Genomic DNA, 25,232 nt, shown 5'->3' on the forward strand with positions numbered 1-25,232 from the left:
AACAGTTTTTATTCAACTTTTTCAAAGTTTTTTGAAACTGTTTTATAAGCGAACGTTCGCTCAACAGTGATATTAATTTATCATATTCAGATTTGGTTTGCAACTAAAATGGACATGAATTTTTTAATATATTTTTATTAGAAAAGAAAACAGAGTCTAACTATTAAAAACGTAGACTCTGTCTCTATGATAACCTCTTACTGAACAACACCGGTATCAATCGTTACTCCATCTTTTTTAATGATGTATTTACCACTATTCACTTGATTATTAAAGGTGAAATCAATACTAATTGTTGTTGTTTCCGTTATTTTGAACGATCGATAAGCCGTATTTATATTATTATTAGCATCCTGAATAAATACTTCGACCGTATTCGGTTGTTTCTCTTGAGTTGAAGTATGGTTTCCATTTCCATTATTCGCTTGTTTCTTTTCTTCATAAGGAATCGTAAACTTACGACTAACGACTCTTTCCCCTTTTCCTTTTGAAATAACAACCGTTAATGTATCTCCTTGTTTTAAAGCGGCCCCTTCTGCTGGAGACTGTTTAATAACTGTATCTTCTGTCTCATTACTATTCTCTTCAGTAATTTGAAGTTTTAGTCCATTCTGTTTAGCGTATTCTTGAACTCCTGAACGAGTGTAGCCTTTTAAGTTGACTAAGGTCACTGGTTCTTTGCCTTTCGAAACTGTCAAAATCATCTTTGTTTCCTTCGCAACAACCTTTTGATCCTTTGCAATACTTTGTTCTGTAACTTTACCAGCTTCGACTGTATCAGAATAGATTTCTTTCTTCTCTACAGCAATCCCTAATTTTTGAAGTTCATCTTTTGCTTTATCGAATGTATTACCAACGTAGTTTCCTATCGTCACCGTATCTTTCCCGGCACTAACTTTTAAAACTACTTTTGATTTTTCTCTAACTTTACTTCCGGCTTTAGGATTAGTTTCGACCACTTTTCCTTCTTCCACTGTATCTGATTTAACTTTTTGAACATCAGAAATTTCCAGATTCAAATCTGCTAATTTTACTTTTGCTTCAGCTTCTGTGTACTTACTCAAATCAGGAATAGTAACTTCTTTTGGCGCAGATTGAATATAAGCAAAAATGGCAGCTGCCCCAATAAGGGTTATAAGAAGTAGTAAAATCCAAGGCCATTTTTTTCTTTTTTTCTTCGGCTCTTGAGTAATAGGCTTCTTTTCTTCATCAAATTGAATTTCAGGAACTTCTTTACTCGAAGTTGGGATTTTTCGAGGTATGGCTCCTGTAGCAATTGGTTGTAAAACTTTTGTTTCCTGATTCAATGTAGTGGGTTTAAACATCGGTTCATTAAGCCTTTCAGGATTTAAACACGTTTGTAAATCCTCCAGCATCTCTTCACAACTATTATAACGGTCCAAAGGTTCTTTTGCAGTTGCTTTAAGAACGACATTTTCTAAGCTTTGAGGAACTGTTGGTAACATTAATGAAATTCGCGGAAGTGGTTCTTGAAAATGCTTTAGAGCAATTGATACAGCAGACTCCCCTTCAAAAGGAACCTCACCAACTAACAATTCATACAGAACAATTCCAAGAGCGTATATATCACTTCGAATCGTAGCCATTCCGCCTCTAGCTTGTTCCGGAGATAAATAATGAACAGATCCTAATAACGTATTTGTTTGAGTAAGCGAAGTCTCCGATAATGCAATCGCAATCCCAAAATCCGTAATTTTAACATCACCATGTTTATCAATCAAAATATTTTGAGGTTTAATGTCGCGATGAATAATTCTATTTTGATGAGCCACCTCTATAGCAGAAACAATTTGTGTCATAATACGTACTGCTTCTCGTGGTGGTAGAGGCCCTCTTTCTCGAATATATTCTTTCAAATCGGTTCCTTCGACGTATTCCATCACAATATAATGGGTTCCATTTTCTTCTCCTACATCATAGACTCCTACAATATTAGGATGAACTAATTGAGTTGCTGATTGTGCCTCTCTTTGAAAACGTCTCATTGCTGCTTCATTTGAGTGAAAATCAAATCTAAGTACTTTCACAGCAACAGGTCGCTCTAAAATTAAATCTCTTGCCAAGTAAACTGTGGCCATACCACCAGTTCCCACATGAGACTGAATCTTATATCGACCTCCGATTGTCTTCCCCGATTCAAACATTATGCTACCTCCTCTCTCACCAAATATTTAGCAATCGCTACGGTAATATTATCCCGTCCGCCTGCTTCGTTAGCAGCTAAGACCGCTTTTTGAGCTTGTGTATTTACATCAGAATAATTACCTAATATTTCTTTTATATATTGATCTTCTAACATGTTAGACAATCCGTCTGAACAAAGTAAAATCGTATCCTCATTTTTTAAAGTCACACGTACAAAATCTATTTGGACATTCAAAGTGATTCCCAAAGACTGAGTAACAATATTTCTTTGAGGATGTTTTTTTGCTTCCTCTTCAGTAATCTCTCCAGATTTTACCAATTCTTGTACGAGTGTATGATCTTCCGTTAATTGCTTAATTTGAAAATTGCGATATAAATAAGCTCGACTGTCTCCAACATTTGCTACTAATAATTCAGAATCAATGATTACTGCTGCAACAATTGTCGTCCCCATCCCATCCAATTCACGATATTGGTTTGCTTTCTGAAAGACACGATCATTTTCAGCCTGAATATTTTTAACCAGCCATTGGTAGGCCGCTTCTGTATCCGTAATACTTTCTTCTTCCCAACGTTTTCCCAAATGAGATAATGCCATAGCACTAGCTACATCCCCAGCATTATGCCCGCCAATCCCATCGCAAACAACGATAAGTGGCACATTTTGAGTATTCAAAAAATATCCGGCAGCATCTTCGTTTAACGTACGTCTTTGCCCAACGTCACTCTTGATGGCTATCTCCATATTTTCCCTCCTGTTGCGAATCTATTTTCTTACCATTCTTGCAATGAAAAAACCATCTGTGTGATATTCATGCGGCAATATGGTAAGCATCGGATTTTCATTAGTACACCCAAACTCTTCTATTGGTTGTAATTCAAAATCCGGATGATTGGCTAAAAATTTAAGAACGACTTCCTCATTCTCACTTTTATTAATTGTGCAAGTTGAATAAATCAATTTTCCACTGTTCTTTACCATTGTAGCAACTGACGCTAAAATTTCCAACTGTATTATTTGTAATTTTGTTAAATCTTCACTATTTTTTGTGTATTTTATATCTGGTTTCCGGCGCATAAGGCCTAAACCAGAACATGGGGCATCTACAAATACTGCATCAAAACTTTCTTTTTCAAAAAGTTCTCCTACTTTTCTAGCATCGAGTGCATGAGTATGAATTCTGTCTTCTACCCCAAGGCGTTTTGCGTTTTGATGAATTTTGCGTAATTTATTCTCATGCAAATCCAACGCCTCAACAAGTCCACCCTCTTCAGCCACAAGATAACTTGCAAAATGAGTAGTTTTTCCTCCAGGAGCTGCACAAGTATCGAGCACTTTATCTCCATGTTGAAGTTTTCCTACTTGAGCCACTAATGAGGATGACTCGTCTTGAACCGTAACGATACCATCTTTGAATGCTTTCGACCCTAGTAAATCTCCTTCTTTGACAATCACTGCTCGAGGAGATAACTTACTTTCTTGAACCATTACCCCTTCTTCTCTTAGAAGAGTTTGCACTTCTTCAACTGACATCTCTGGATTTTGAATACGCGCACTTAAATGCGGCGCAATATTTAAACTTGGGAAAATCTCTCTTGCCACTTCTCCGTATTGTTCAAATAATAATTCTACAATCCAGCGTGGCATGCTAAATTCAACACTCAAACGTTCACGTTCATCTTTAATAGAAGAAACTCCATCGAATCCAGAACGTTGAACATTTCTAAGAACACCATTGACGAATTTCGCAATCCCTTGATGACCACGTTTTTTAGCAATTTGTACAGCTTCAAAAATAGCAGCATGATCAGGGATTCGGTCGAGATACGCCATTTGATATACAGTCATTCGCAGTAAACTTAGCACCCATAGTTCCTTTTTCTTTTGTTTCTCGATAAACGGTTTTAAATAGAAGTCTAATGTCAATTTACGTTGAATCGTACCGTAAAACAATTCCGTTAATAGTCCTCTATCTCTTACATCCAATTTATGTTTTTGCAACACATTTTGAAACGCGACAGTCGAGTACGCTTGATTTTTTTCTACATTTGTTAATAATTCTACGCAAATATCACGTACATTACTCATGGTTTAATCCCTCAAAAATCGCATCATTCTTCAACCATTCAGAAAATCCATTGATAAACGCCTTCGCGTCCATTTGAGCTTTTCCTGCTGGTTGAAGACGTGTAATTTCAAGCACTGTTCCGCCACCACAAGCCACATATAGACGTCCACCATCTATAAATAAGCTTCCAGGAGTTTTAGCGGTTTGTTTATCCGTTAAAGAAACTCCCCACATCTTCACACGATTTCCATTTAAAACCGTAAATGAAGTTGGCCATGGACGTAAGCCTCGTACAAAGCAATCTACTTCAGTCGCTGTTTTATTCCAATCGATTTGCTCTTGCTCTCTTGAAATATTTGGAGAGAATGATACTAATGCTTCATCTTGCTCCACTTCAGTAATCGTTCCGGCAAATATCTCTGGTAATGTTTCGATTAGTAAGTCTGCTCCAACGACACTTAATTTTTCAAACATACTTGCAACGTCATCTTCACCAGTAATTGGAATCGCACGTTGCGAAATAATCGCACCGGCATCCATCTTCGCAACCATGCGCATAATCGTTACGCCAGTTTCTTTGTCACCATTCATAATCGCATAATGAATCGGAGCTCCACCACGATATTTTGGTAAGAGTGAGGCGTGAACGTTCACCGCACCAAAACGTGGGAAGTTTAAAAACTTCGTTGGCAAGAATTGACCATATGCAGCCGTTACAATTAAATCTGCATCTAGTTGCATTAACTCTTCCAATTCCTGTGATCCACTTAATTTTTCTGGTTGGTAGACAGGAATATCATGCTCTAATGCAACTACCTTCACAGGAGTCGGAGTAATGATTTTCTTACGTCCAACTGCACGGTCTGGTTGTGTCACAACAGCAATCACTTCAACCGTTTTCTCTTCAATTAATCGTTTCAAAACGCCTGTAGAAAATTCTGGCGTTCCCATAAAAATAACTTTCTTCATTGTTCACCTCTATAAGAAATGTTGTGGTTCCATATCAATTGTCATGAGTATTTTCTTCGAACCAATCTCTTGCGTTTCCATCATCAATTGCTCCAAAAACTCTTGCAGCTGCGGCTCATTTTTGTATTTCACAATGATTTGGAAATAATAACGGTTGTTCATTCTCGCAATCGATTTAGCAGTTGGACCTAACACAACTGCTTTTGGTGACACATTTGCCATCAATGACTTATGAACTTCGATAGCGTTCTTCAACGCCACTCCTTCTTCTTCACTAGAAAACGTAATCATTGTCGTAAAGAAATATGGTGGATAGTTAGCCATATGACGCATTCGCATTTCTGTTTCGAAGAATCGTTCATAATGATGTCCTTGTGCTAATTGAATCGCGTAATGTGTTGGATTATAGGTTTGAATAAATACTTCACCCGGTTTCTCCCCACGTCCTGCACGACCTGAAACTTGTGTGAGCAGTTGGAATGTTTTTTCCGAACTTCTAAAATCAGGTATATTCAAAGCCGTATCTGCATTAATCACTCCAACGAGCGTTACGTTTGGATAGTCTAGGCCTTTTGCAATCATTTGAGTTCCAATTAAAATATCTGCTTCTTGATTCTCAAACTGTTTCAGAATCGCTTCATGCTGTCCTTTACGTCTTGTCGTATCCACATCCATTCTTACAATACGAGCGTCTGGGAATACCTCTTGCAATTCCTCTTGAACTTTCTGGGTTCCAGTTCCAAAGTAACGAATTTGTCGACTTTGACACTTAGGACAAAAAGTTGGAATTCTCTCTTCATGTCCACAATAATGACACTTCATTGTTTTCGTATCCATATGAAGTGTTAACGAAATATCGCAGTTTGGACATTCTAAAACATAACCGCAATCCCTGCATAATACAAAAGAGGAATAGCCTCTTCGATTTAACAGCAAAACCGTTTGCTCTTTCTTTTCCAATCGATTTTCGATTGCTTTTAATAAGGTTTGAGAAAACGATCCTTTCTGATGAATAAATTCATTTCTCATATCAATTAAATGCACTTCTGGAAGAATTTGTTCTTTAGCTCTTTTGGTTAGTTTCAGAAGAGTATAGACTCCTTTTTGCGCTCGAGCTCTTGATTCTAAGCTAGGAGTTGCACTCCCCAACACTACAGGACAGTGATGGAATTCACCTCTCCAAATTGCGATATCTCTTGCGTGATATCTAGGAGATTCATCCTGTTTATAAGAGGTTTCATGTTCCTCATCTAAAATAATAATGCCAATATTTTCTAATGGAGCAAAAATAGAAGAACGTGCTCCAACAACAATATCCGCTTCTTTATTCTTGATTTTTCTCCATTCATCAAATTTTTCGCCCGTGCTCAGTCCACTATGTAGAACAGCAACCCTATCTCCAAAGCGAGACTTAAATCGTTCGACCATCTGAGGTGTTAAAGCAATTTCAGGAACAAGCATCATCGCACTTTGCCCTTTTGCAATAACTTCACTAATCCATTGCAAATAAACCTCCGTTTTCCCAGAACCAGTAACGCCTTCTAATAAATATACTTTTGAGTTATGTGGATCGATAGATTCTTCTTTTACTCTATCAAATGCCATTTGCTGTTCCTCATTCAATTGAAACGGAACACTCTTCTTAAAGAATCTTCCCTTATACGGATCGCGACTTACTTCTTTTTGAACTATCGTAATCCAATTATGCTCTACTGCAAATTTTAAATCAGCCGTTGTAAAATCTGTATCTTCTAAGAAACTTTTCTTCTGGATTTCCATTCTTTCCATCGAAGCGAGAGTCTTTAAGAGCGATATTTTCTTCTTAGCACGTGCAGAAAGCGTAGGAATAAACTCCTCATACTCTTGCATTACGTAGTTCAATCGAATCCAGTCTTCCGTTTTCACCTTGGCACGGTCTTTCACAACCGTCTCGATAACTACAATGCCTTCTTTTTTTAACTTCATCAACCGTTTTAGTTGTTCTTGTGGTAGGTCGTCTGTATACAGTAATGCATTTTCATAATGGAAAACTTCTCGAAATACATCTTCATGGTCTTTTGGATTCACTAATACAAATCGTTTTTCATAATTGGATTTCAACATCGCTGGAAGCATTGTTTGGTAACATTGAATCAAGAACGCGTGAACTTTTTTTGACAAATACGCTCCGAGTTGAATCATTTCATGTGACAAGACGGGATCTAAATCCATTAAATGCAAAATATCTTTTATTTCTCCGTCGAAATCTACTTCATCACTAAGAGCCAAAACAAATCCAGAAATACTACGTCCCCCAAACGGAACGGCAACACGCATTCCAACTTCAATGCTCTCTTGTAATATTTCAGGGACATGATAATCAAAAGGACGATTTACTTGAATGACTGGTACATCAACGATTACTTTTGCATACATCTTTTCACCTCCAAAATTGTTTTACTATTTATTATACCATATTGAACTTCATTTTGTTGTTGCCTACGCTATACCTCTCTACTGCAAAAATAAAAAGCCAAGGGGAACCCCCTTGACTATATATTTAATTTATACATGTTCTGGTTTGCTATCTTCACGGATAGTTAATTTTCCAGCTGCGATTTCTTCTAACGCACGACCAACATTTTTATGTGATTCATAGTTTTCTAACAATGGTGGTTCATGGTGGTGTAATTCATGCGCACGTTTACTTGAAAGAATTACTAATGAATATTTTGAATCGATTTTTTTTAGTAACTTATCGATTGATGGGTATAACATCATAACAACTTTCCCTCTTTCTACTCTTCCTCTAAAATTTCTTCTAACTCATCTTCAAACTCTTCAATACTCTCTATATTTCTTTGAATTCGTAAATGTTCCGTTTGAATAATAGCTTCAATTTGTTGAACCGCATTTTCTACTTTGTCATTAACAACAGAGTAATCATAATACTTCATCAAACAAAGTTCTTCTCGAGCAACCTTCATACGGTTTTTAATCACTTCATCCGAATCAGTTCCACGGTTTACGATGCGAGATTCTAGTTCATGTAAATCAGGCGGTGTTAAGAAAATAAAAACCCCGTCTGGCATCGCTTCTCGAACTTGAAGCGCTCCTTGAACTTCAATTTCTAAGAATACATCTTTTCCTTTATCTAATGTTTCTTGCACATATTCTAAAGGTGTTCCATAGTAGTTTCCTACATACTCCGCATATTCTAATAATTTTTTATTTGCAATCATAGCTTCAAATTCTTCTCTAGATTTGAAGAAATAATCTTTTCCATCCACTTCACCTGGTCTTGGCTTACGAGTCGTTGCAGATACTGAGTACACAAATTTTTGATTGCCTTTTGCAAAAATAGCTGCGCGTACTGTTCCTTTTCCGACACCTGAAGGCCCAGATAAAACGATTAATAAACCTTTTCTTGCCATAATCGTTTGAAAACTCCAATCTCTTTACATCTTTCTACTATAGTATCACAAACACCGTTGCTGCACCAATCAAAAATGATAGAAAATCAATAAAAAATCAATCTCCATAAGTTTTCTTTTGATTTTCTAACATTTCAGTAAACTAATCCGCTTTCTTTACCACTAAAATAAAAAGGCTGGAAAATTCCAGCCTTTTTATTTTATGCAATTCGAATGTTTTTCCATCTCCCACTTCTAAATCGAAGTAGAATAATCATATCTCGAATAAATTGATCTATAAATACTGCATACCATGCACCTGCAAGCCCCCATCCGAAGAAATTCACAAATACATATCCTAAGCTTAATCGAATCACACATGATCCGATGAAAATCGCAATCAGTGGCCAAACTGTATCTCCTGCTCCGCGTAAGGCTCCGGAAGTAATCAGTTGATGACTTTGGAATGGTTGAACAAAAGCAACAATGGATAAAGCAATCACTGTATTTTGAATAATTTCTACATTATCTGTATACATTCCCGCTAACAAGTTTGCTCCAAAATAAATCGAAGCAGACATCATAATCGCTAAAGCCAGACCAATTCGCTGACACATTTTTGTGTAACGCTCTGCCAATTTTTCATTCTTAGCCCCAAGCGATTGTCCCATTAATGACGCCGCTGTAATTCCGAAAGCTTGCGCCGGAGAGTAGGATAGAGAAAGTACATTAAGGGCAATTTGGTGCGCCGCATATACATTGTTTCCTAACCCAGAAACAATCTTCAAGAACATGATAACCCCAAAACGAAGCGCCATTTGTTCTAATGCTGTCGGGATTCCGATACGAACTAAATCGCGCATCACATTGATGTTAAACTTAAATTTTTCTTTAAAATCCAGTTTCAAGACACTCTTTCCTGACAAGATATAACGGATGTTTAATCCCATCGCAATAAGATTAGATAATGCTGTAGAGATTGCAGCCCCAGTAACACCTAAGGCCGGGAATCCAAACATTCCATAAATCAAAATGGCATTCCCTAACACATTACAACTATTCGCAATAATATTATTCTTCATTGGAATTTTTGTTTCACCGATTCCTCGAAGTGCTGCCGTTACAGTAAACGATAGTGATTGGAAAATAAACCCAATCGTAACAATCCTAAAGTAGTTCAATCCGACATTAATAACGTTCTCGTCTGCACCCATCAGTCCTAAAATCTCTGGTGCGAAAATCAACATTAAGATCGCTGCGGGCGTCACACAAAACACCATTGCAAGTATCATTACATGCTTCAAGATACTTCCCATTCGGTTATATTTCTTCGCCCCAAAATACCTAGCAATAATTGCAGTTCCTCCAACGTTTAACGCTTGAATCAAACTTAAACCAAGGAACATCGGCTGGTTTGTCATCCCAACTGCAGAAACGGCTGCAGCAGTGTCTCCAGGCACCTTCCCAACCATCATCATGTCGACCATTCCAAAAAGCGCTCCAAGAAGCACTTCCACAAATACCGGCCATACAATGACAAATATATTTTTTCTTAGTTCTTTATTGGTTAGTTGTTGCTCTACTTCCACGCAACCAATCCTCTCACTTTAAAATGTAGTTACTATTTTACACCTATTCTTCCTTCAAAACAAATAAGCGACAAAAATTTGTCGCTTACGTCTTTTATCGTTTTCCATCCCATTCAGAATAAAATTGCTCTAAGTACGTTTCTAAAAATTCATGCCGCCCTTTTGCCAATTCATTACCATATTTGGTATTCATCAAATCTTTTAACTTCAATAGTTTTTCATAGAAGTGCATGATAGCTGTAGATTCACCGTTTCTGTACTCTTCAGGCGTCAACTCCTCTCGCGGCTTCATTTCCGGATTGTGGATTGGTCTTCCTGTACTTCCAGAGTAACACATCACTCTGGCAATTCCGATGGCACCAATGGCATCTAATCGGTCAGCGTCTTGCACCACTTTTCCTTCAAGCGAAAGTTCTTGTTGTTCCTCGTGATTCTTAAACGACATTCTCGTTATGATGGACTCAATCACTTCAACTTGTTTAGGAGTCACTTCAATAGAATTTAGAAATTCTTTCAATCCCTTCAACGCAACTATAGGATCTTTGACAATCTTATCATCGATAACATCATGGAGTAGCGCTGCAGCTTCACAAATAAATAAGTCTGCTCCTTCAGCTTTGGCAATCGTCTTTGCCGTATTGACGACGCGTTTAATATGCGACCAATCGTGCCCCGTTGTATCTGCACTAAGCACTCTTTTTGCATACTGTTCCATTCGTTTTAATTGTTCTTGTTGCTTCATGCTTCCTCTTCCTCTGGATACTTGATCCCCCATTCACGGCGCAAATCGGTCATGATTTTCATCACATCGACCGTATATTCAAGATGCATGTGGTCTACTCCTGTATTAATGGTTGACTCCATATCTAGCACTTCATAAGCTAAGGCATCCAATCCCAATTCATCTTCAAAGGTTTCGACGCGTCCATCTTCCGTATACGTAATCGTTGCTTTATGCGCGCGTGGGTAATCAACAATCTCAATATACCCTTTGTCGTATGCAATGACACCGCGTTTTGGCTGTTTAGCATGGAGTGTCATCGTAACAGTCGCCATTTCTCCTGCATCATTTGTCAACACGATACCTGCTTGTTCATCCACACCTGTTGGCGCTAATTTAACTTGAGAAACCATTGAACTTGGCGCCTCGCTCATGAAGTAGCGAATGCAAGACAAGGCGTATACTCCAATATCCAGTAATGCGCCTCCTGCAAGATTGCGATTAAAAAATCGATTCGTCATATCATAATCTTTATAGCTTCCGAAGTTCATTTGAATCATACGAAGTTCCCCAAGATTCTCAGCTGCTTTACTTAATTGTTTGTAGACTGGCATATGGTAAAGCGTCATCGCTTCAGCCAAAACAACATTATTTTCTTTAGCGAGTTGCAATGCTTCTTCTAATTCTTCACTGTTTAACGTAATGGCCTTTTCACATAGTACATGCTTTCCAGCAGCCAATGCCTTTTTTAGATAGTGAATATGCGTGTTATGCGGAGTAGAAATATAAATAATATCCACTGTCGGATCTGTAAATACCTCATCAATCTCGTTATATACTTTTTCAATGCCATATTTTTCTGCAAATTTCACAGCATTTGTATAGGTGCGGTTAGCAACCCCGTATAGTTTTCCGTTCAATGATTCTAGTGCTACTGCTAATTCATTAGCAATCACACCAGTTCCGATAGTGACCCAGTTCTTTGTTACTTTTTGTTGCATATGCTCTACCTCCAAAATTCATTACATTAATGATAACTGCCAAGGTGTGAAAACTCAACTCTATTGTAAAAAAGCTAGACCGAAGCCTAGCTTAATGAGATACAATAAATTGCTTAATCAGTTGAACTAATTGTTTTTGTTGTTCTTCGGCACTCATCGTAGCTGTACCATCGCCGTTTTGCTGACCATATAGTCCAAAACCACTATGATTCCCACCCTCAATCGTTGTATAGAGTGTAGACTCTGGCAAACGTGACTTCGCATCTTCATATTTTTCTTGTTTCAATATTTTATCATTCGAAGCCGTAATCGATAATACAGGAATTTGAGTGTCGCTAATATCCGTACTTTGATCTGGATAGCTTGCCAGTAAAATTAATCCAGCAACTTTATTCATCTCTTCTAGCTGTTTTGCTTCAACTGTCGACACAACGCCCCCCAGAGAATGTCCCCCAATAAACACTTTATCCAAATGCTCTTCTTTTACAATGGTTGCCATTGTTCCATTATCTAATACTGGTAAATTCAATTTAGAGGAGATAATGTATACTTCTATTCCTTCTTTAGCAAGCCCGTCTGCTAATTTCGCATAGGCTTGTGGTTCAACTAAAGCACCCGTATAAAATAGAAGCATCCCTTTCTTTTCTCCAGTCACTTCAAAATGAGTCCAATTGTTTTTTTGTTCAAAAGCAGCAACATTCCACGTTTCTTGCGCCTCAGGTGTTGCTCGATAGGTAAACATTTGAATCAAACCTAACGCCAACAAAATCAATGCAAATAGTACTCCAAAAACTCCGTACATGATTTTTCTTTGTTTTGTCATTTGTCACCTCTTCTCTCTATAAACCTTACTACTATAAGGATACTACAACTGTTTGCAAAAACACAATACGTCTAACAATACAAGTGATACCGTATACGGTATCACTTAAATTTTAAAATTCAAAACTTCATGAGCAAGTTATTTGTCATTTTAGTATTAAAGTGTATACTAAACTCATACAAAAAAGAAAGAAGGAATGAAAATGTACCCATTATATAATAGCCAAATTAAATTAAATGAAGTGGCACTAAATGTCAATCATCTATTGCAGGAAACTGAATTTTACACAAAAAGACTCGGTCTTCAAGTCTTGAGTCAAACGAACTCTGAAGTATTATTGGGCGTTGGAACAACTCCACTCGTTCGTCTGATTCAGACCAATATCGACAAGAGCGTTAAAGAAAGTTATGGCCTATACCACTTAGCCATTCACCTTCCAACTCGTGAAGCGCTTGGTGACTTCTTAAGACACGCCGTTCATACGTCTCTTCCACTCGTCGGCGCCGCGGACCACGGTTATAGCGAAGCAATTTATCTTGAAGATTTCGAGGGAAATGGAATCGAAGTATACCACGATAAACCAGTAAGCGTCTGGGATATTCGTGAAGATGGAAGAATTATTGGGGTAACTGAGGAAATGGCTGGTCAAGAAATCTATGAACTTGGTAATGAAACTACTCCTTACCAAATGCCAGAAGGAACACGCATTGGACACGTCCATCTATCTGCCAAAAATTCAAAAGAATCAATGGAATACTTAACGACTCTTCTTCCAGTAGAAGATAAATTCTCAGTCCCTTCAGGAAGTTGGATTGCTTCTGGTGATTATCACCATCATCTTGCGGTCAACCAATGGGGAGGACCTCATCTTGATGTTCGCGTTAAAAATATTCCAGGGCTTGCTTATTATACGGTTGAAACAAATGACGCTTCAGTGTTTAAAGATATTCTTCAAAAAGCAACGGTTCTTGCTTCTACTGTTGAAAAGCGTGGCGAAAAAGAAGTCGATATTACCGACAACAACGGTATTACAGTTCGCGTTACATTAAATAACTAAAGATATACAAAAAGGTGGATGCAATGCATCCACCTTTTACAATTCAGATTAGTTTTCTGATTCAGCTTGTTTTTTACGTTTATTGGCTTTTTCACGTTCACCTTTATTTAGAATTTGTTTTCTTAAACGAATGGTTTCTGGAGTAATTTCGCAGTACTCATCGTCTGACAAGAATTCTAATGACTCTTCAAGAGATAATTTCTTAGGCGTCTTGATGACTGAAGTTTGGTCTTTCGTAGCTGAACGAATATTTGTTTGTTGTTTTGCTTTCGTAATGTTAACCGCTAAGTCGTTTTCACGAGAGTGTTCCCCAACAATCATTCCTTCGTAAATTTCAGTACCTGGTTCAGTGAAAATCACACCACGTTCTTCAACACCCATAATACCGTAAGTCGTTGCTTTACCTGTATCTGTTGAAACAAGTGCCCCATTACGACGTCCGCCGATGCTTGTTGGAATGTATGGTAAGTATTGATCGAATGTGTGGTTCATAATTCCGTAACCACGTGTCATTGATAAGAATTCAGTTGTATATCCTAATAATCCACGTGCTGGAACTAAGAAGACGATACGAACTTGTCCGTTATCATTGTGTTGCATATCTTGCATTTCACCTTTACGGTTACTTAATGATTCGATGATTGAACCCATGTATTCTTCAGGAGTATCGATTTGTACGCGTTCAAATGGTTCACATTTCACACCATCGATTTCTTTAATAATTACTTCCGGACGAGATACTTGTAATTCGTATCCTTCACGACGCATGTTTTCAATTAAGATTGATAAGTGTAATTCTCCACGACCTGATACAATCCATGCATCTGGTGAATCAGTTGGTTCTACTTTTAGTGATACGTCTGTGTGTAATTCACGCATTAAACGTTCTTCAATCTTACGTGCGGTTACAAATTTCCCTTCTCGACCCGCAAATGGTGAGTTGTTTGTCAAGAATGTCATTTGTAATGTTGGTTCGTCAATGTGTAATACTGGTAAGCTTTCATGTGAATCTACTGGAGTTACTGTTTCTCCGACGAAGATATCTTCCATACCAGATACAGCAATTAAGTCCCCTGCTTTTGCTTCATTGATTTCTAAACGATTTAACCCGAAGAAACCAAATAATTTAGTAACACGGAAGTTTTTCTTTGTTCCGTCTAATTTTAATAACGTTACTTGGTCCCCAACTTTAATTGTTCCACGGAATACACGACCGATACCGATACGTCCAACGTAGTCATTATAGTCTAATAAGGATACTTGGAATTGTAATGGTTCATCTGAGTTGTCCACTGGAGCTGGAATATGTTCGATAATCGTATCGAATAAGTAATCCATTGTTTTTTCTTGGTCAGCTGGGTTGTCAGATAAACTTGAAGTTCCGTTTAATGCTGAAGCATAAACCACTGGGAATTCTAATTGATCATCATCTGCTCCTAATTCGATGAATAATTCTAATACTTCATCAACTACTTCTTCTGGGCGAGCAGCGTCACGGTCGATTTTGTTTACAACGACGATTGGTGTTAAATGTTGTTCTAATGCTTTTTTCAATACGAAACGTGTTTGAGGCATTGTACCTTCATACGCATCCACTACAAGAACTACACCGTCTACCATTTTCATGATACGTTCTACTTCTCCACCGAAGTCCGCGTGTCCTGGTGTATCCATAATATTGATTCGAGTTCCTTTATATTGAACGGCTGTATTTTTCGCCAAAATAGTAATACCACGTTCACGTTCGATATCATTTGAGTCCATTGCTCGTTCTGATAATTCTGTTCGTGCATCTAGTGTATCTGATTGTTTTAATAATTCATCCACAAGTGTTGTTTTCCCGTGGTCAACGTGGGCGATAATAGCAATATTGCGAATATCATTTCTTAATTTCATGTATTTCCTCCATTGATTGACAAAATGAAAGTGATGGAATCTGAATGCTAAAAGAGCCCTTCCATCACCTTAACTTGTTCTCTTAACTCAAAGAGTATACTACAAAAACGCTATAAACTCAAAAGATAAAACACAATGGACATCCCTAACTTACATTTGTTAAGATGAGATGCCCATAATATTTTTAGTTATTTTGCTTCAAACCAGTTGTCCCCTACATTGCTATCTGCTCGTAGTGGAACCTTCAAGCTCACGGCATTTTCCATGACTTCTTCTACTAAACTTTGAAGACTTTCTAATTCGTCTTGTGGCACTTCGAAAATCAACTCATCGTGCACTTGTAATAATAAATTAGCTTTAAATTTTCGTTCTCTCATTTCGCGGTCCAATTCAATCATCGCCATTTTCAAGATATCTGCAGCACTTCCTTGAATTGGTGAGTTCATCGCTGTACGTTCTGCGAATGAACGTAAATTAAAGTTACTTGAATGAATATCAGGCAGGTAGCGACGACGGTGGAATAAGGTTTCCACATAATCTTTCTCACGCGCTTCTTTCACAATAGATTCCATGAAGTCTTTTACCCCTTGGAACTCTTCCAAGTAACGGTCGATAAATTCTTTGGCTCTCTTACGGGAAATATTCAAGTTTTGAGACAAGCCATAATCACTAATTCCATACACGATTCCAAAGTTTACGGCTTTGGCTTGGCGACGCATTTCACTGGTCACATCCTCTGGATTTATAATGCCAAACACACGCATTGCCGTATTAGTATGGATGTCTACATTATTCTTGAAGGCTTCTATCATATGTTTATCGCCAGCAATATGCGCCAAAACACGTAATTCAATTTGCGAATAGTCACTTGAGAGAATCTTCCAATCGTCATGTTCTGGTAAGAACGCGTAGCGGATACGACGACCTTCTTTTGTACGAATCGGAATATTTTGTAAGTTTGGATCCACTGAGCTAAGACGCCCTGTTTGTGTTAAGTTTTGGATGAATCGTGTATGAATTTTACCATCTTCTTGAATATACGCTTGTAGACCTTCTACATATGTTGAATTTAATTTGGCTAATTGACGATATTCTAAAATTAATTCTACGATTGGAGCTTGGTGTGCCAATTTTTCCAAAACATCTACCGCTGTTGAATAGCCAGTCTTCGTCTTCTTGATGACTGGTAAGCCCATCTTTTCAAATAAGATAACGCCTAGTTGTTTGGTCGAATTGATATTAAACTCTTCACCAGCTAGCTCGTAAATTTCTTGTTCAATCTCTTTAAGGCGTGCTTCAAATTCCACACCCATCTCAACCAAACGCTCTCTATCGACACGAATTCCTTGAATTTCCATGCGTGCTAAAATATCACTCAACGGTAATTCCATTTCCCAATAGAGATGTGTTTGTTCATTTTCTTCGAGTCGTTTCAATAGTTTTTCAGGGGCCTTAGCAATTGTAAAAACTTTTGCTGCTAAATGCTGATTCCAAACCTCTTTATCTTCAGGAATTTGGATTCTAACGCCTTTTCCGTAGACTGCTTCGTCACTGGAAAGAATCGTCACATCGACACGACGGGCCACATCACTAATTTCTTTCACGATATCATTTGTATCCACTAGATATGCTAGAAGGGACACATCATATTTGGCACCTTTTAAGTCGAGGCCGAAGCGGTGAGCAAGTACTTTGGCTGCTTTTGTATCAAATAAACGTTTCTCAACAGACGCATCCGAAAGCCATTTCTTGAAGACTTCTGAAGAAACTGCCGTATCTAAATCGGTCACGAATACTTCTTTTTCATTTCCGAAGGCAACAGCAATCACTTCTGCCACATGATAATTCGCTTCAAGAGTCTCAAAATGCACACTTGTTGTACCTTTAAGCATGTCATCAGAAATCTGCGCCACATGTTTGACGGTTGGACGCTCGGCTTTAGGTGCTTCTTCTACAGTCGCACCGCCTGAATTTAATAGGTCTGATTGGAAATAATTGAAGTTCATTTCCTTATAGAACGACATCAATGCATCCACATCTTGTTCCTTGCGAAGTGTATCTTCCAATGTAATTTCGATTGGCGACTCTACATTAATGCGCGCTAGTTTCTTACTTAAAAAAGCCAACTCTTTATCATTGATTAAGTTTTCTTTCAACTTACTCTTTTTCATTTCATCGACATGTTCATAAATGCCTTCTACACTTCCAAATTCTTGAAGAAGCTTCACGGCTGTCTTTTCACCGACTTTTGTAACTCCAGGATAGTTGTCGGAAGAGTCTCCCATTAATCCCTTCATGTCGATAATTTGTTCAGGTGTTAATCCATATTTTTCGAAAATCACTTCAGGAGTATATTCGACCAGTTCAGTCACTCCCTTTGTCGTTATTTTCACAGTGATATTATTGTCTGCAAGCTGAATTAAGTCTTTATCTCCTGAAAGAACCACGACTTCATATCCTGCTTCTTCCCCTTTTCTTGCAAGAGTGCCGATTATATCATCCGCTTCATATTGATCTAATCGATAATGAGGAATTCCCCATGCATCTAAAAGCACATTAAAATAAGGCATCTGTTCAATAAATTCCCCTGGAGTTTTCGAACGTCCTCCTTTATAATCTGCATACATTTCTGTACGGAAAGTTGTCTTTCCAGCATCCCATGCTACAAGTACATGTGTAGGTTTTTCAGAGTCTAAAATGGACTTAAACATACGGTGAAATGAATAGAGTGCGTTTGTATGTAAGCCGTTGGAATTTTTAAAACGATTTAAATCTAAAATTGAGAAAAATGCGCGGAATGCTAAGCTACTTCCGTCTACAAGTAATAATTTTTGTTTTGCCATAATATGCCTCCTAATAAGTCATTACCAGTGTAACAAATAAACAAACTTGTGAACACTAAAAAGAGCTTTTTGATGATAACCGTAAATAGAGTTTAAAGGTGAATCCCGTTATGAACCCTTTAGTTTTAAATATTTACCGTGATAAACAAAAAAACAGTAAATCATATGATCTACTGTTTTTGGTAAGAATATATTTCATCTGAAACTGTTTATAATGTTTTTTCTAAAACGACAGCTTTTCCATGTTCGTTCTCTCTTTCAATTCCAGTTTCTGTAAAACCACATTTTTCCCAAAATCTTTTACTTTGAGGATTTCCTTTCATATAAGCAAGCCTTACTTTAGTAAATCCTTCTTCTCTAAAGGCTGTTAAAACCTCATTAATAATAAGGCTTCCCTTTCCTTGTCCCGACTCTTTACAATCCATCATAAAAAGTCCAATATAGATAGTTTCTTTTATCGGAAAAGATACAATGAAATCCATAATAGCAACTAATCTATTTTCCTTAAAAAAGCCTATGTAAATTTTATCATCTATGTTTTTACCTTCTGGAAGAGCTTTTAAATCATTTAATACAGATTGTTTACTAGGTTTTGGCGGACAATAATTAAAATACAATTGATTGCCATTTTCTAAATCCAAAATAAGAGGTACATCATTCCTCCCCATCCTTCTAATGTTGTAAACTGTAGATAATTTACTTAAATCCATCTTAATACCTCCTGAAATCCTCTTCTATTTAAATTTTATTCTTTTTATAAATATCAAATCTCTTTAATAAAAATAGACATTCATACTTTTCTACTGATTGTTTATAAAAAAAGCCTGACTTTCGCCAAGCTTTTTGGTTCATTTAGTTTTGTGTTGGAGAAGTATTCGATAATAGTTTCTCATATGCAAATTCATATTTTTGTACATCTCCTGCTCCCATAAAGACAATCACAGCATCTTTATAGGATAGAAGTGGAGATACATTTTCAAGTGGTAATACTTTCGCTCCACCTTTTACTAATTTTGCTAAATCTTCAATAGAAACATCACCGGCTTCTTCACGAACAGATGCAAATATTTCACATAGGTAAACGTGGTCTGCTAGAGATAATACTGAAGCAAACTCCTCTAAAAGCGCGATTGTTCTCGTAAAAGTATGAGGTTGGAAGACAGCTACTACTTCTTTATCAGGATACTTTTGTCGAGCCGCATCTAATGTAGCACGAATCTCAGATGGATGGTGTGCATAGTCATCAATAATAGTTACACCATTAATAACTTTTTCAGAAAAGCGACGTTTTACGCCACTAAATGTTCGAAACTGCTGAGCTAGTTCATTTGGATCTAATTGATTTAAATAGTAGAAAGCGATAATTGCAAGTGCATTTAAGATGTTATGGTCTCCGTATGTAGGGATGTAAAAATGACCATATAATTCACCGTGAATATAAGCATCAAAATAACTTCCTGCTTTCTCTTTGCGGATGTTTTTAGCAATTACATCATTATGTTCACCAACACCATAATAGGTTACAGGAACAATAGCCTCTAGTGTACGAAGTCTTTCATCATCACCACAAGCAATAATTCCCTTTTTCACTTGTTTACCAAAGGCTTCAAAGGCACTTTGTACATCATCGATATCCGTATAATAATCTGGGTGGTCAAAATCGATATTCGTCATAATAGCGTAATCTGGTCGATAAGCCATAAAATGACGTTTATATTCACAAGCTTCTAATACAAAGTGTTCTGAACTTTCAACTCCTTTACCAGTTCCATCTCCAATAAGATAACTTGTTGGTTCCATTCCACTTAATACGTGGGCTAACAAACCTGTTGTGCTCGTTTTTCCGTGAGAACCTGTAATCGCAACACTCTTATAATTTTTCAACAATTCGCCTAAAAATTTATGGTATCGAATGACTTCTATTCCTTTTTCGCGAGCGGCAACTAATTCTTCATGGCTATCTGGAAATGCATTACCTGCAATCACAATTTGTCCTTCTTTAATATTAGAGGCACTAAAAGGTAGTAAAGGAATCCCCGCTTCTTCAAGTCCTCTTTGTGTGAAGAAATACTCTTCTAAATCAGAGCCTTGCACTTTATATCCTTCACCATGCAGAACTAACGCTAGTGCGCTCATTCCGGAGCCTTTAATTCCTGTAAAATGATAAATCTTGCTTTTATCCATTCTATCTCCTCACTTTTCTACTACTATTTTTTGGGATGACCATAAGGTAAATGGCGTCCCTGCTGTTCTTGTTCCATAATCATCGATAATGATTTTTTCATCGCTCGTCTTTGTTTTCCCGTTAGTGGTTTTTCCGGCGCTTTTCGTCTTTCAACTTTTGTCTCCGGTAACCCTTCTAATAAGGACTCTTGCACAACTTCAACGTCAGATTCTTGTTTGCGTTTAAAGGCTGGAACATAGCCCTTTGTTGCGAAAACTTGGCTTTGTACCGGCTTCTCATGAGAGGTACCATTGTACTCCTTCAAGCGTTTCTCGATGGTATCTTCTTGTTCCTCAACAGACACCAATAAGGATTCTTCCTTTTCGAATAATATCAAGTCCGTGCTATTTGGTAATAACTCTCTTTCTAATTCACGATAAGAAACTTTTGGTGTCTCCTCTTGTTCTAAACCTCTTGTACTTGAAGGTACCGTACTTGGTTTAAAAGGTTTGCGTTGATTCGTATTCAAATAAGAAGTCCAATCCACACGCGGTTTATATTTTTGATGACCTTCCGTCGCTTTTTCCTTAAATGAACGAAATTGAGCTGGTAATTGATGCTCCTCTTTTTCATTCGATTGAAAAAGTGCTGCATCAGGTCTCTCATCAAATGGTAAGGATTCATGTGGAGTCTCATCTTTTCTAGTTGCATCAACTCGCGTCATTTCTTCGACGACTTGATCTTCAAAAGTTTGACCTTGCTTCAAGTAGTTTGGAAAAGTAGACTTTTCACGTCTTGATTGCAAAGAAGCGAATGAATCGTTTTTCTCGTTAAATGGTTCATTCATGACTCCGTATCCTCCTTTATTGTAAGTTTAATGATTTAAATGGCGTTCCTACTGGAGTCGCATCATCTAAAACTAAGATTCCTTTTTTCGCTGGTGCATTTTCTAATCCTAATTCACGTGCTGAGCAAAGCATTCCGTGACTAGCCACTCCGCGTAATTCTCCAGCCCAAATGATGGCACCGCTTGGCATTACTGTACCAGGTTTTGCAACGACTACTTTTTGACCTGCTTTTACGTTAGGTGCTCCGCAGACGATTTGTAACACTTCAGAGTCACTTACTCGTGTCATTGTTACATGTAGGTGGTCTGAATCTTCATGATCTACGCAACTTTCAACGTATCCAACTACAAGTGCATCTTCCGGCGTTAAATCTAAAGTTGAAACATCAAACCCAGCTTTTTCAATCAATCCTTTTACAACTTCTTGTTGCTCAGGAGTTAAGATTTGTTGTCCATCTTCTTCAAATGAAATCACTTCAGAAATCTTTTCAATATTATAGCCTAGAACTTCTTTTGACTCACGAACAAAGACTTGAGTCACATTTCCTTTTTTCTCATATTCGACGTCGTAACGGCTTGCTGTTCCGCTTGTTAATAATAACGTATCGCCGATTCCCTTTTTATTATAAAAACTTAACCACATATATTGTACCTCTTTAATCTTAATTTGTTCTTCCGTCTAAAATGGTGTTTACTGTGCTACGGTCTAATGCACGGATTGTTTGGATGACCATTTCACGTGCTGCTTCGTAGTCTTTAATTGAGAACATTGTTTGGTGTGTATGAATATAACGAGCACATACACCGATAACCGCACTTGGAACCCCTTGATTCATTAAATGTGCTTTACCAGCATCTGTTCCACCTTGTGAAACAAAGTATTGGAACGGAATGTTATGTGTTAATGCAGTGTCTTCTAAGAATTCTTTCATACGGGGAAGAGTCACCATCCCTGGGTCTAAAATACGTAATAAGAATCCTTGGTCTAAGTGCCCAAATGTTTCTTTTGAACCACTAATATCATCTGCTGCTGAGCAGTCTACCGCAAAGAATAAATCAGGATTGAACTTTGTCACACTTGGACCAGTTCCACGTAATCCGACTTCTTCTTGCACGTTTGCTCCAGCGATTAATGTGTTTGGTAAAGTTTCATCTTTAACAGCTTTCAACGCTTCAAGAACGACTGTACATCCATATCGATTATCCCACGATTTAGAAATCATGCGTTTCTTATTCGCAGTCCAAATGGTTTCTACATCCGGAACGATTGTATCGCCAGGACGGCAGCCATATTCAAGGGCTTCTTCTCGTGAAGTGAATCCAGCGTCAAATAAAATATCAGTTACTTTCACAGCTGCTTGTTGGCCACCAGCTGCACGTAATAAGTGTGGTGGGATTGAAGATGAAATAATTGGATAGTCTCCATTACGAGTTAATAAAGTAAAACGTTGTGCTGAAACCACGTATGGGTTCCATCCCCCTAAAGGACTTACTTTGAACATTCCGTTTGGAGTGATATTTGTTACCATGAAACCAACTTCGTCCATGTGTGCTGCAATCATAATGCGCGGTGCATCTTCTTCCTTGCTATCACGAACTCCAAAAATTCCGCCTAGACCATCTTGCTCAATGCGGTCTACTAAAGGCGTTAATTCATTTCTCATGAATTCTCGAATACGACCTTCGTGTCCACTAGTTCCTTTCATTTGTGTTAACGTTTTGATTAATTGTTCTGTTTTGGCTTCCATTGTATCCTCTTCTTTCCTACCTCTATAAAATATCTTATAAACGCGCCAAAAGCTGGAGGTCCTCCAGCTTTCTTTGATTATCCAATTTTGTATAAATCAATAACGGCTCCTGTTTTTGCATCTGCATAAAATTCGTATTGGACAAGTTCATCATCTTCCTTACGAGTAACTCCGCCATAATAAACTTCCCCATAAAATTCTGGACTATCCACGAATACAGGTTCCATCTCAATCCAAGAGCCTTCGATAGTACCTACTACTTGAAATAATTTGCGTACATTTTGAACAATAACATCTCCATTGACATTTCTACGTTCAAACCATTTGGAAGTGGCCCATGCACCGATAACGGCCCCCGCTGCTAGTAAAAAACTTGCACCTTTGAAACTATTTTTTGACCCCATACGAATCAGGCTCCTTTATATGTTATTTAGGTTGTTTAAAAACTATTCTCTCTTGTGGGAAAATCACTTCCACACGATAAATTGGATGACCTTTTGCTGAAAACTTCTCTTCGTATTCTGTCATCACATTTCCTGGAAATTTCACTTGATGTAGGTCTAACCATACTTGTTTTAACACAAGTCCAAATTGTGAGAATGACGCTAAGCTGTATTCAAACAATCCGCGGTTATCTGTCTTAAAGTGTAATTCTCCAAATGGTGGTAATACTTTTTCATATCCGCCTAAGAAACTTTCATGAGTCAAGCGACGTTTCGCATGTCGCTTCTTTGGCCAAGGATCTGAAAAGTTCAAGTAAATTTGGTCTACTTCTCCGTCTTCGAAGTAGTCTGTTACTTGTCCACCGTTCACATGTAATAATTGTAAGTTTGGAACATCTGCTGCAAGAGCTTTTTCAAGTGCGACTACTAGGACGCTTTCTTGAATTTCGATTCCAATATAGTTAATGTTTGGGTTTTGACGAGCCATTCCGCTCACGAATTGGCCTTTCCCAGAACCAATCTCAATATGGATTGGGTTGTTATTGCCAAAACGCTCATGCCATCTTCCCTTCCATTGCGCTGGATCTTGGATGACCATTTCTGGGTGAGCCGCTAAAGCATCTTTTGCCCAAGGTTTATTTCTTAATCTCACAGTCTAACTCCTGTCTAATCTTCTCTTGGTTTTCCGATACGATTATTGTAAATCGACTTCACCAAAAGAATTTTCTCATTCATTTCAAGGTATCGTCCCTCGAAGTGTGTTTTCTTAATGTAATTCAAGCAATTCATTAAAGCATACCATTCAATTCGCTGATAAATATTTGTAGAAAGCTGTAAACCATACATATCAAGCCATTCTCCCCATTGATGCACAGGGATATATTGCGTTAGTATCATTGTCAAATCAGAAACTGGATCAGCAAGCCGCACCATTTCCCAGTCTACAAGATAGAGCTTCTCGTCTTCAGATAACATGAAATTACGACGATCAAGATCTCCATGGCAAACTGTCTTCCCAACTTCACTTACCAGTGGAATAGTTTCAATCAAATAATTCAATACTTCGTTTAAAAAACGATGTGTTTGTAATCCCGATTGTAAATTATTCAAATATTCATCAATAAATTTCTGTGTGCTATATTCTTCACCTTGAATTTGCTGTAACATTTGTAAAAGATTTGGGGACTGATGGATTTGTTGTAACAGCTCGATGACTTCGATGGACCCCATTTCTTCCTTAGTAAGGGATCTACCAGTTAACCATTCTTGAGCCGTAATGACATCCCCATTACCCGCACGTTTGGTCCATATTAACTTAGGAGTGATACCTTCACCCGATAACACCGCTAAAAATGGTGAGGCGTTCCTTTTTAGAAACACGCGTTCATGGTCTTTTACTCCCATATATGCTTGACCGGTGTCTCCACCAATTGGATGAAGATCCCATCCTGAGTCCATGTTATATTCCATTTATTCCATCCCTAACGACAAATTCTATTGATTT

22 protein-coding genes are annotated in these 25,232 nt (G+C 37.7%); 1 reads left to right on the plus strand and 21 read right to left on the minus strand.

Annotated features, from left to right (window positions below; genetic code table 11):
• Positions 1-197: 197 nt before the first annotated feature.
• The 11 genes from pknB to HMPREF3106_RS03905 all read right to left on the minus strand — a co-directional run bounded on the left by pknB (position 198) and on the right by HMPREF3106_RS03905 (position 12,730).
• A complete protein-coding gene (pknB, locus tag HMPREF3106_RS03855) occupies positions 198-2,165 on the minus strand; it encodes a Stk1 family PASTA domain-containing Ser/Thr kinase (protein ID WP_070444546.1) in 1,968 nt (655 codons plus the stop codon).
• Positions 2,165-2,911: a Stp1/IreP family PP2C-type Ser/Thr phosphatase gene (locus HMPREF3106_RS03860; RefSeq protein WP_070444548.1), complete on the minus strand. Its 747-nt coding sequence runs from the start codon at positions 2,909-2,911 to the stop codon at positions 2,165-2,167. The genes pknB and HMPREF3106_RS03860 overlap by 1 nt, the downstream gene beginning before the upstream one ends.
• Before the next feature lie 21 nt (positions 2,912-2,932).
• Complete coding sequence (gene rsmB / locus HMPREF3106_RS03865) at positions 2,933-4,255, minus strand: 16S rRNA (cytosine(967)-C(5))-methyltransferase RsmB (protein ID WP_070444550.1); 1,323 nt, start codon at positions 4,253-4,255, stop codon at positions 2,933-2,935.
• Positions 4,248-5,204: a methionyl-tRNA formyltransferase gene (fmt, locus tag HMPREF3106_RS03870; RefSeq protein WP_005606600.1), complete on the minus strand. Its 957-nt coding sequence runs from the start codon at positions 5,202-5,204 to the stop codon at positions 4,248-4,250. Before fmt ends, rsmB begins: the two co-directional genes overlap by 8 nt.
• A 9-nt stretch (positions 5,205-5,213) precedes the next feature.
• A complete protein-coding gene (gene priA / locus HMPREF3106_RS03875; RefSeq protein WP_070444552.1) occupies positions 5,214-7,619 on the minus strand; it encodes a primosomal protein N' in 2,406 nt (801 codons plus the stop codon).
• A 129-nt stretch (positions 7,620-7,748) separates the two neighbouring features.
• On the minus strand, positions 7,749-7,964 hold the full coding sequence (gene rpoZ / locus HMPREF3106_RS03880; RefSeq protein WP_070444554.1) for a DNA-directed RNA polymerase subunit omega: 216 nt from the start codon (positions 7,962-7,964) through the stop codon (positions 7,749-7,751).
• A 17-nt stretch (positions 7,965-7,981) separates the two neighbouring features.
• Positions 7,982-8,617 carry a guanylate kinase gene (gene gmk / locus HMPREF3106_RS03885; RefSeq protein ID WP_070444556.1) on the minus strand — a complete coding sequence of 212 codons (636 nt, stop codon included), beginning with the start codon at positions 8,615-8,617 and terminating at the stop codon, positions 7,982-7,984.
• Between the two features lie 200 nt (positions 8,618-8,817).
• Entirely contained in the window at positions 8,818-10,185 is a 1,368-nt protein-coding gene (locus tag HMPREF3106_RS03890; RefSeq protein WP_070444558.1) for an MATE family efflux transporter, read from the minus strand.
• A 94-nt stretch (positions 10,186-10,279) separates the two neighbouring features.
• Positions 10,280-10,927, minus strand: a complete 648-nt coding sequence (locus HMPREF3106_RS03895) for an HD domain-containing protein (RefSeq protein ID WP_070444560.1) — start codon at positions 10,925-10,927, stop codon at positions 10,280-10,282.
• Positions 10,924-11,907 carry a Gfo/Idh/MocA family protein gene (locus HMPREF3106_RS03900; RefSeq protein ID WP_070444562.1) on the minus strand — a complete coding sequence of 328 codons (984 nt, stop codon included), beginning with the start codon at positions 11,905-11,907 and terminating at the stop codon, positions 10,924-10,926. Before HMPREF3106_RS03900 ends, HMPREF3106_RS03895 begins: the two co-directional genes overlap by 4 nt.
• A gap of 91 nt (positions 11,908-11,998) precedes the next feature.
• On the minus strand, positions 11,999-12,730 hold the full coding sequence (locus HMPREF3106_RS03905) for an alpha/beta hydrolase (protein ID WP_070444564.1): 732 nt from the start codon (positions 12,728-12,730) through the stop codon (positions 11,999-12,001).
• Between the two features lie 202 nt (positions 12,731-12,932).
• On the opposite strand from HMPREF3106_RS03905, the gene HMPREF3106_RS03910 reads away from it, so the two are divergent.
• Positions 12,933-13,787, plus strand: coding sequence for a VOC family protein (locus HMPREF3106_RS03910; RefSeq protein ID WP_070444566.1), 855 nt, complete (start codon positions 12,933-12,935; stop codon positions 13,785-13,787).
• 48 nt (positions 13,788-13,835) lie between these two features.
• Here the strand turns inward: HMPREF3106_RS03910 and typA are convergent, their stop codons facing one another.
• From typA to HMPREF3106_RS03960, 10 genes are all read right to left on the minus strand, one after another.
• Complete coding sequence (typA, locus tag HMPREF3106_RS03915; RefSeq protein ID WP_005606625.1) at positions 13,836-15,683, minus strand: translational GTPase TypA; 1,848 nt, start codon at positions 15,681-15,683, stop codon at positions 13,836-13,838.
• A gap of 188 nt (positions 15,684-15,871) precedes the next feature.
• Entirely contained in the window at positions 15,872-18,526 is a 2,655-nt protein-coding gene (polA, locus tag HMPREF3106_RS03920) for a DNA polymerase I (protein WP_070444568.1), read from the minus strand.
• 209 nt (positions 18,527-18,735) lie between these two features.
• Entirely contained in the window at positions 18,736-19,236 is a 501-nt protein-coding gene (locus HMPREF3106_RS03925; protein WP_070444570.1) for a GNAT family N-acetyltransferase, read from the minus strand.
• 142 nt (positions 19,237-19,378) lie between these two features.
• Positions 19,379-20,710 carry a UDP-N-acetylmuramate--L-alanine ligase gene (murC, locus tag HMPREF3106_RS03930; RefSeq protein WP_049555151.1) on the minus strand — a complete coding sequence of 444 codons (1,332 nt, stop codon included), beginning with the start codon at positions 20,708-20,710 and terminating at the stop codon, positions 19,379-19,381.
• A 23-nt stretch (positions 20,711-20,733) separates the two neighbouring features.
• Positions 20,734-21,537: a hypothetical protein gene (locus tag HMPREF3106_RS03935; protein WP_070444572.1), complete on the minus strand. Its 804-nt coding sequence runs from the start codon at positions 21,535-21,537 to the stop codon at positions 20,734-20,736.
• A gap of 16 nt (positions 21,538-21,553) precedes the next feature.
• Entirely contained in the window at positions 21,554-22,180 is a 627-nt protein-coding gene (gene ytpR, locus HMPREF3106_RS03940) for a YtpR family tRNA-binding protein (protein WP_070444574.1), read from the minus strand.
• A 19-nt stretch (positions 22,181-22,199) separates the two neighbouring features.
• Entirely contained in the window at positions 22,200-23,285 is a 1,086-nt protein-coding gene (pepA, locus tag HMPREF3106_RS03945; protein WP_070444576.1) for a glutamyl aminopeptidase, read from the minus strand.
• Positions 23,286-23,362: 77 nt separating this feature from the next.
• Positions 23,363-23,689, minus strand: a complete 327-nt coding sequence (locus HMPREF3106_RS03950; protein WP_005606638.1) for a PepSY domain-containing protein — start codon at positions 23,687-23,689, stop codon at positions 23,363-23,365.
• A gap of 22 nt (positions 23,690-23,711) precedes the next feature.
• Complete coding sequence (trmB, locus tag HMPREF3106_RS03955; RefSeq protein ID WP_070444578.1) at positions 23,712-24,380, minus strand: tRNA (guanosine(46)-N7)-methyltransferase TrmB; 669 nt, start codon at positions 24,378-24,380, stop codon at positions 23,712-23,714.
• 14 nt (positions 24,381-24,394) lie between these two features.
• Entirely contained in the window at positions 24,395-25,198 is an 804-nt protein-coding gene (locus tag HMPREF3106_RS03960; protein WP_070444580.1) for a phosphotransferase family protein, read from the minus strand.
• Positions 25,199-25,232 lie beyond the last annotated feature (34 nt).

The sequence above is a fragment of the Granulicatella sp. HMSC31F03 genome (assembly GCF_001807725.1).
GTDB lineage: Bacteria > Bacillota > Bacilli > Lactobacillales > Aerococcaceae > Granulicatella > Granulicatella adiacens.

Excerpts from the sequence above, each read along its gene's own strand:
- HMPREF3106_RS03860 (WP_070444548.1), bottom strand. The coding sequence starts at position 2,911 with ATGGAGATAGCCATCAAGAGTGACGTTGGGCAAAGACGTACGTTAAAC.
- priA (WP_070444552.1), bottom strand. The coding sequence starts at position 7,619 with ATGTATGCAAAAGTAATCGTTGATGTACCAGTCATTCAAGTAAATCGT.
- ytpR (WP_070444574.1), bottom strand. The coding sequence starts at position 22,180 with ATGTGGTTAAGTTTTTATAATAAAAAGGGAATCGGCGATACGTTATTA.
- HMPREF3106_RS03950 (WP_005606638.1), bottom strand. The coding sequence starts at position 23,689 with ATGGGGTCAAAAAATAGTTTCAAAGGTGCAAGTTTTTTACTAGCAGCG.
- pepA (WP_070444576.1), bottom strand. The coding sequence starts at position 23,285 with ATGGAAGCCAAAACAGAACAATTAATCAAAACGTTAACACAAATGAAA.
- pknB (WP_070444546.1), bottom strand. The coding sequence starts at position 2,165 with ATGTTTGAATCGGGGAAGACAATCGGAGGTCGATATAAGATTCAGTCT.
- HMPREF3106_RS03925 (WP_070444570.1), bottom strand. The coding sequence starts at position 19,236 with ATGGATTTAAGTAAATTATCTACAGTTTACAACATTAGAAGGATGGGG.
- HMPREF3106_RS03910 (WP_070444566.1), top strand. The coding sequence starts at position 12,933 with ATGTACCCATTATATAATAGCCAAATTAAATTAAATGAAGTGGCACTA.
- HMPREF3106_RS03960 (WP_070444580.1), bottom strand. The coding sequence starts at position 25,198 with ATGGAATATAACATGGACTCAGGATGGGATCTTCATCCAATTGGTGGA.
- polA (WP_070444568.1), bottom strand. The coding sequence starts at position 18,526 with ATGGCAAAACAAAAATTATTACTTGTAGACGGAAGTAGCTTAGCATTC.
- HMPREF3106_RS03900 (WP_070444562.1), bottom strand. The coding sequence starts at position 11,907 with ATGCAACAAAAAGTAACAAAGAACTGGGTCACTATCGGAACTGGTGTG.
- gmk (WP_070444556.1), bottom strand. The coding sequence starts at position 8,617 with ATGGCAAGAAAAGGTTTATTAATCGTTTTATCTGGGCCTTCAGGTGTC.
- rsmB (WP_070444550.1), bottom strand. The coding sequence starts at position 4,255 with ATGAGTAATGTACGTGATATTTGCGTAGAATTATTAACAAATGTAGAA.
- murC (WP_049555151.1), bottom strand. The coding sequence starts at position 20,710 with ATGGATAAAAGCAAGATTTATCATTTTACAGGAATTAAAGGCTCCGGA.
- HMPREF3106_RS03895 (WP_070444560.1), bottom strand. The coding sequence starts at position 10,927 with ATGAAGCAACAAGAACAATTAAAACGAATGGAACAGTATGCAAAAAGA.
- HMPREF3106_RS03935 (WP_070444572.1), bottom strand. The coding sequence starts at position 21,537 with ATGAATGAACCATTTAACGAGAAAAACGATTCATTCGCTTCTTTGCAA.
- HMPREF3106_RS03905 (WP_070444564.1), bottom strand. The coding sequence starts at position 12,730 with ATGACAAAACAAAGAAAAATCATGTACGGAGTTTTTGGAGTACTATTT.
- fmt (WP_005606600.1), bottom strand. The coding sequence starts at position 5,204 with ATGAAGAAAGTTATTTTTATGGGAACGCCAGAATTTTCTACAGGCGTT.
- typA (WP_005606625.1), bottom strand. The coding sequence starts at position 15,683 with ATGAAATTAAGAAATGATATTCGCAATATTGCTATTATCGCCCACGTT.
- rpoZ (WP_070444554.1), bottom strand. The coding sequence starts at position 7,964 with ATGATGTTATACCCATCAATCGATAAGTTACTAAAAAAAATCGATTCA.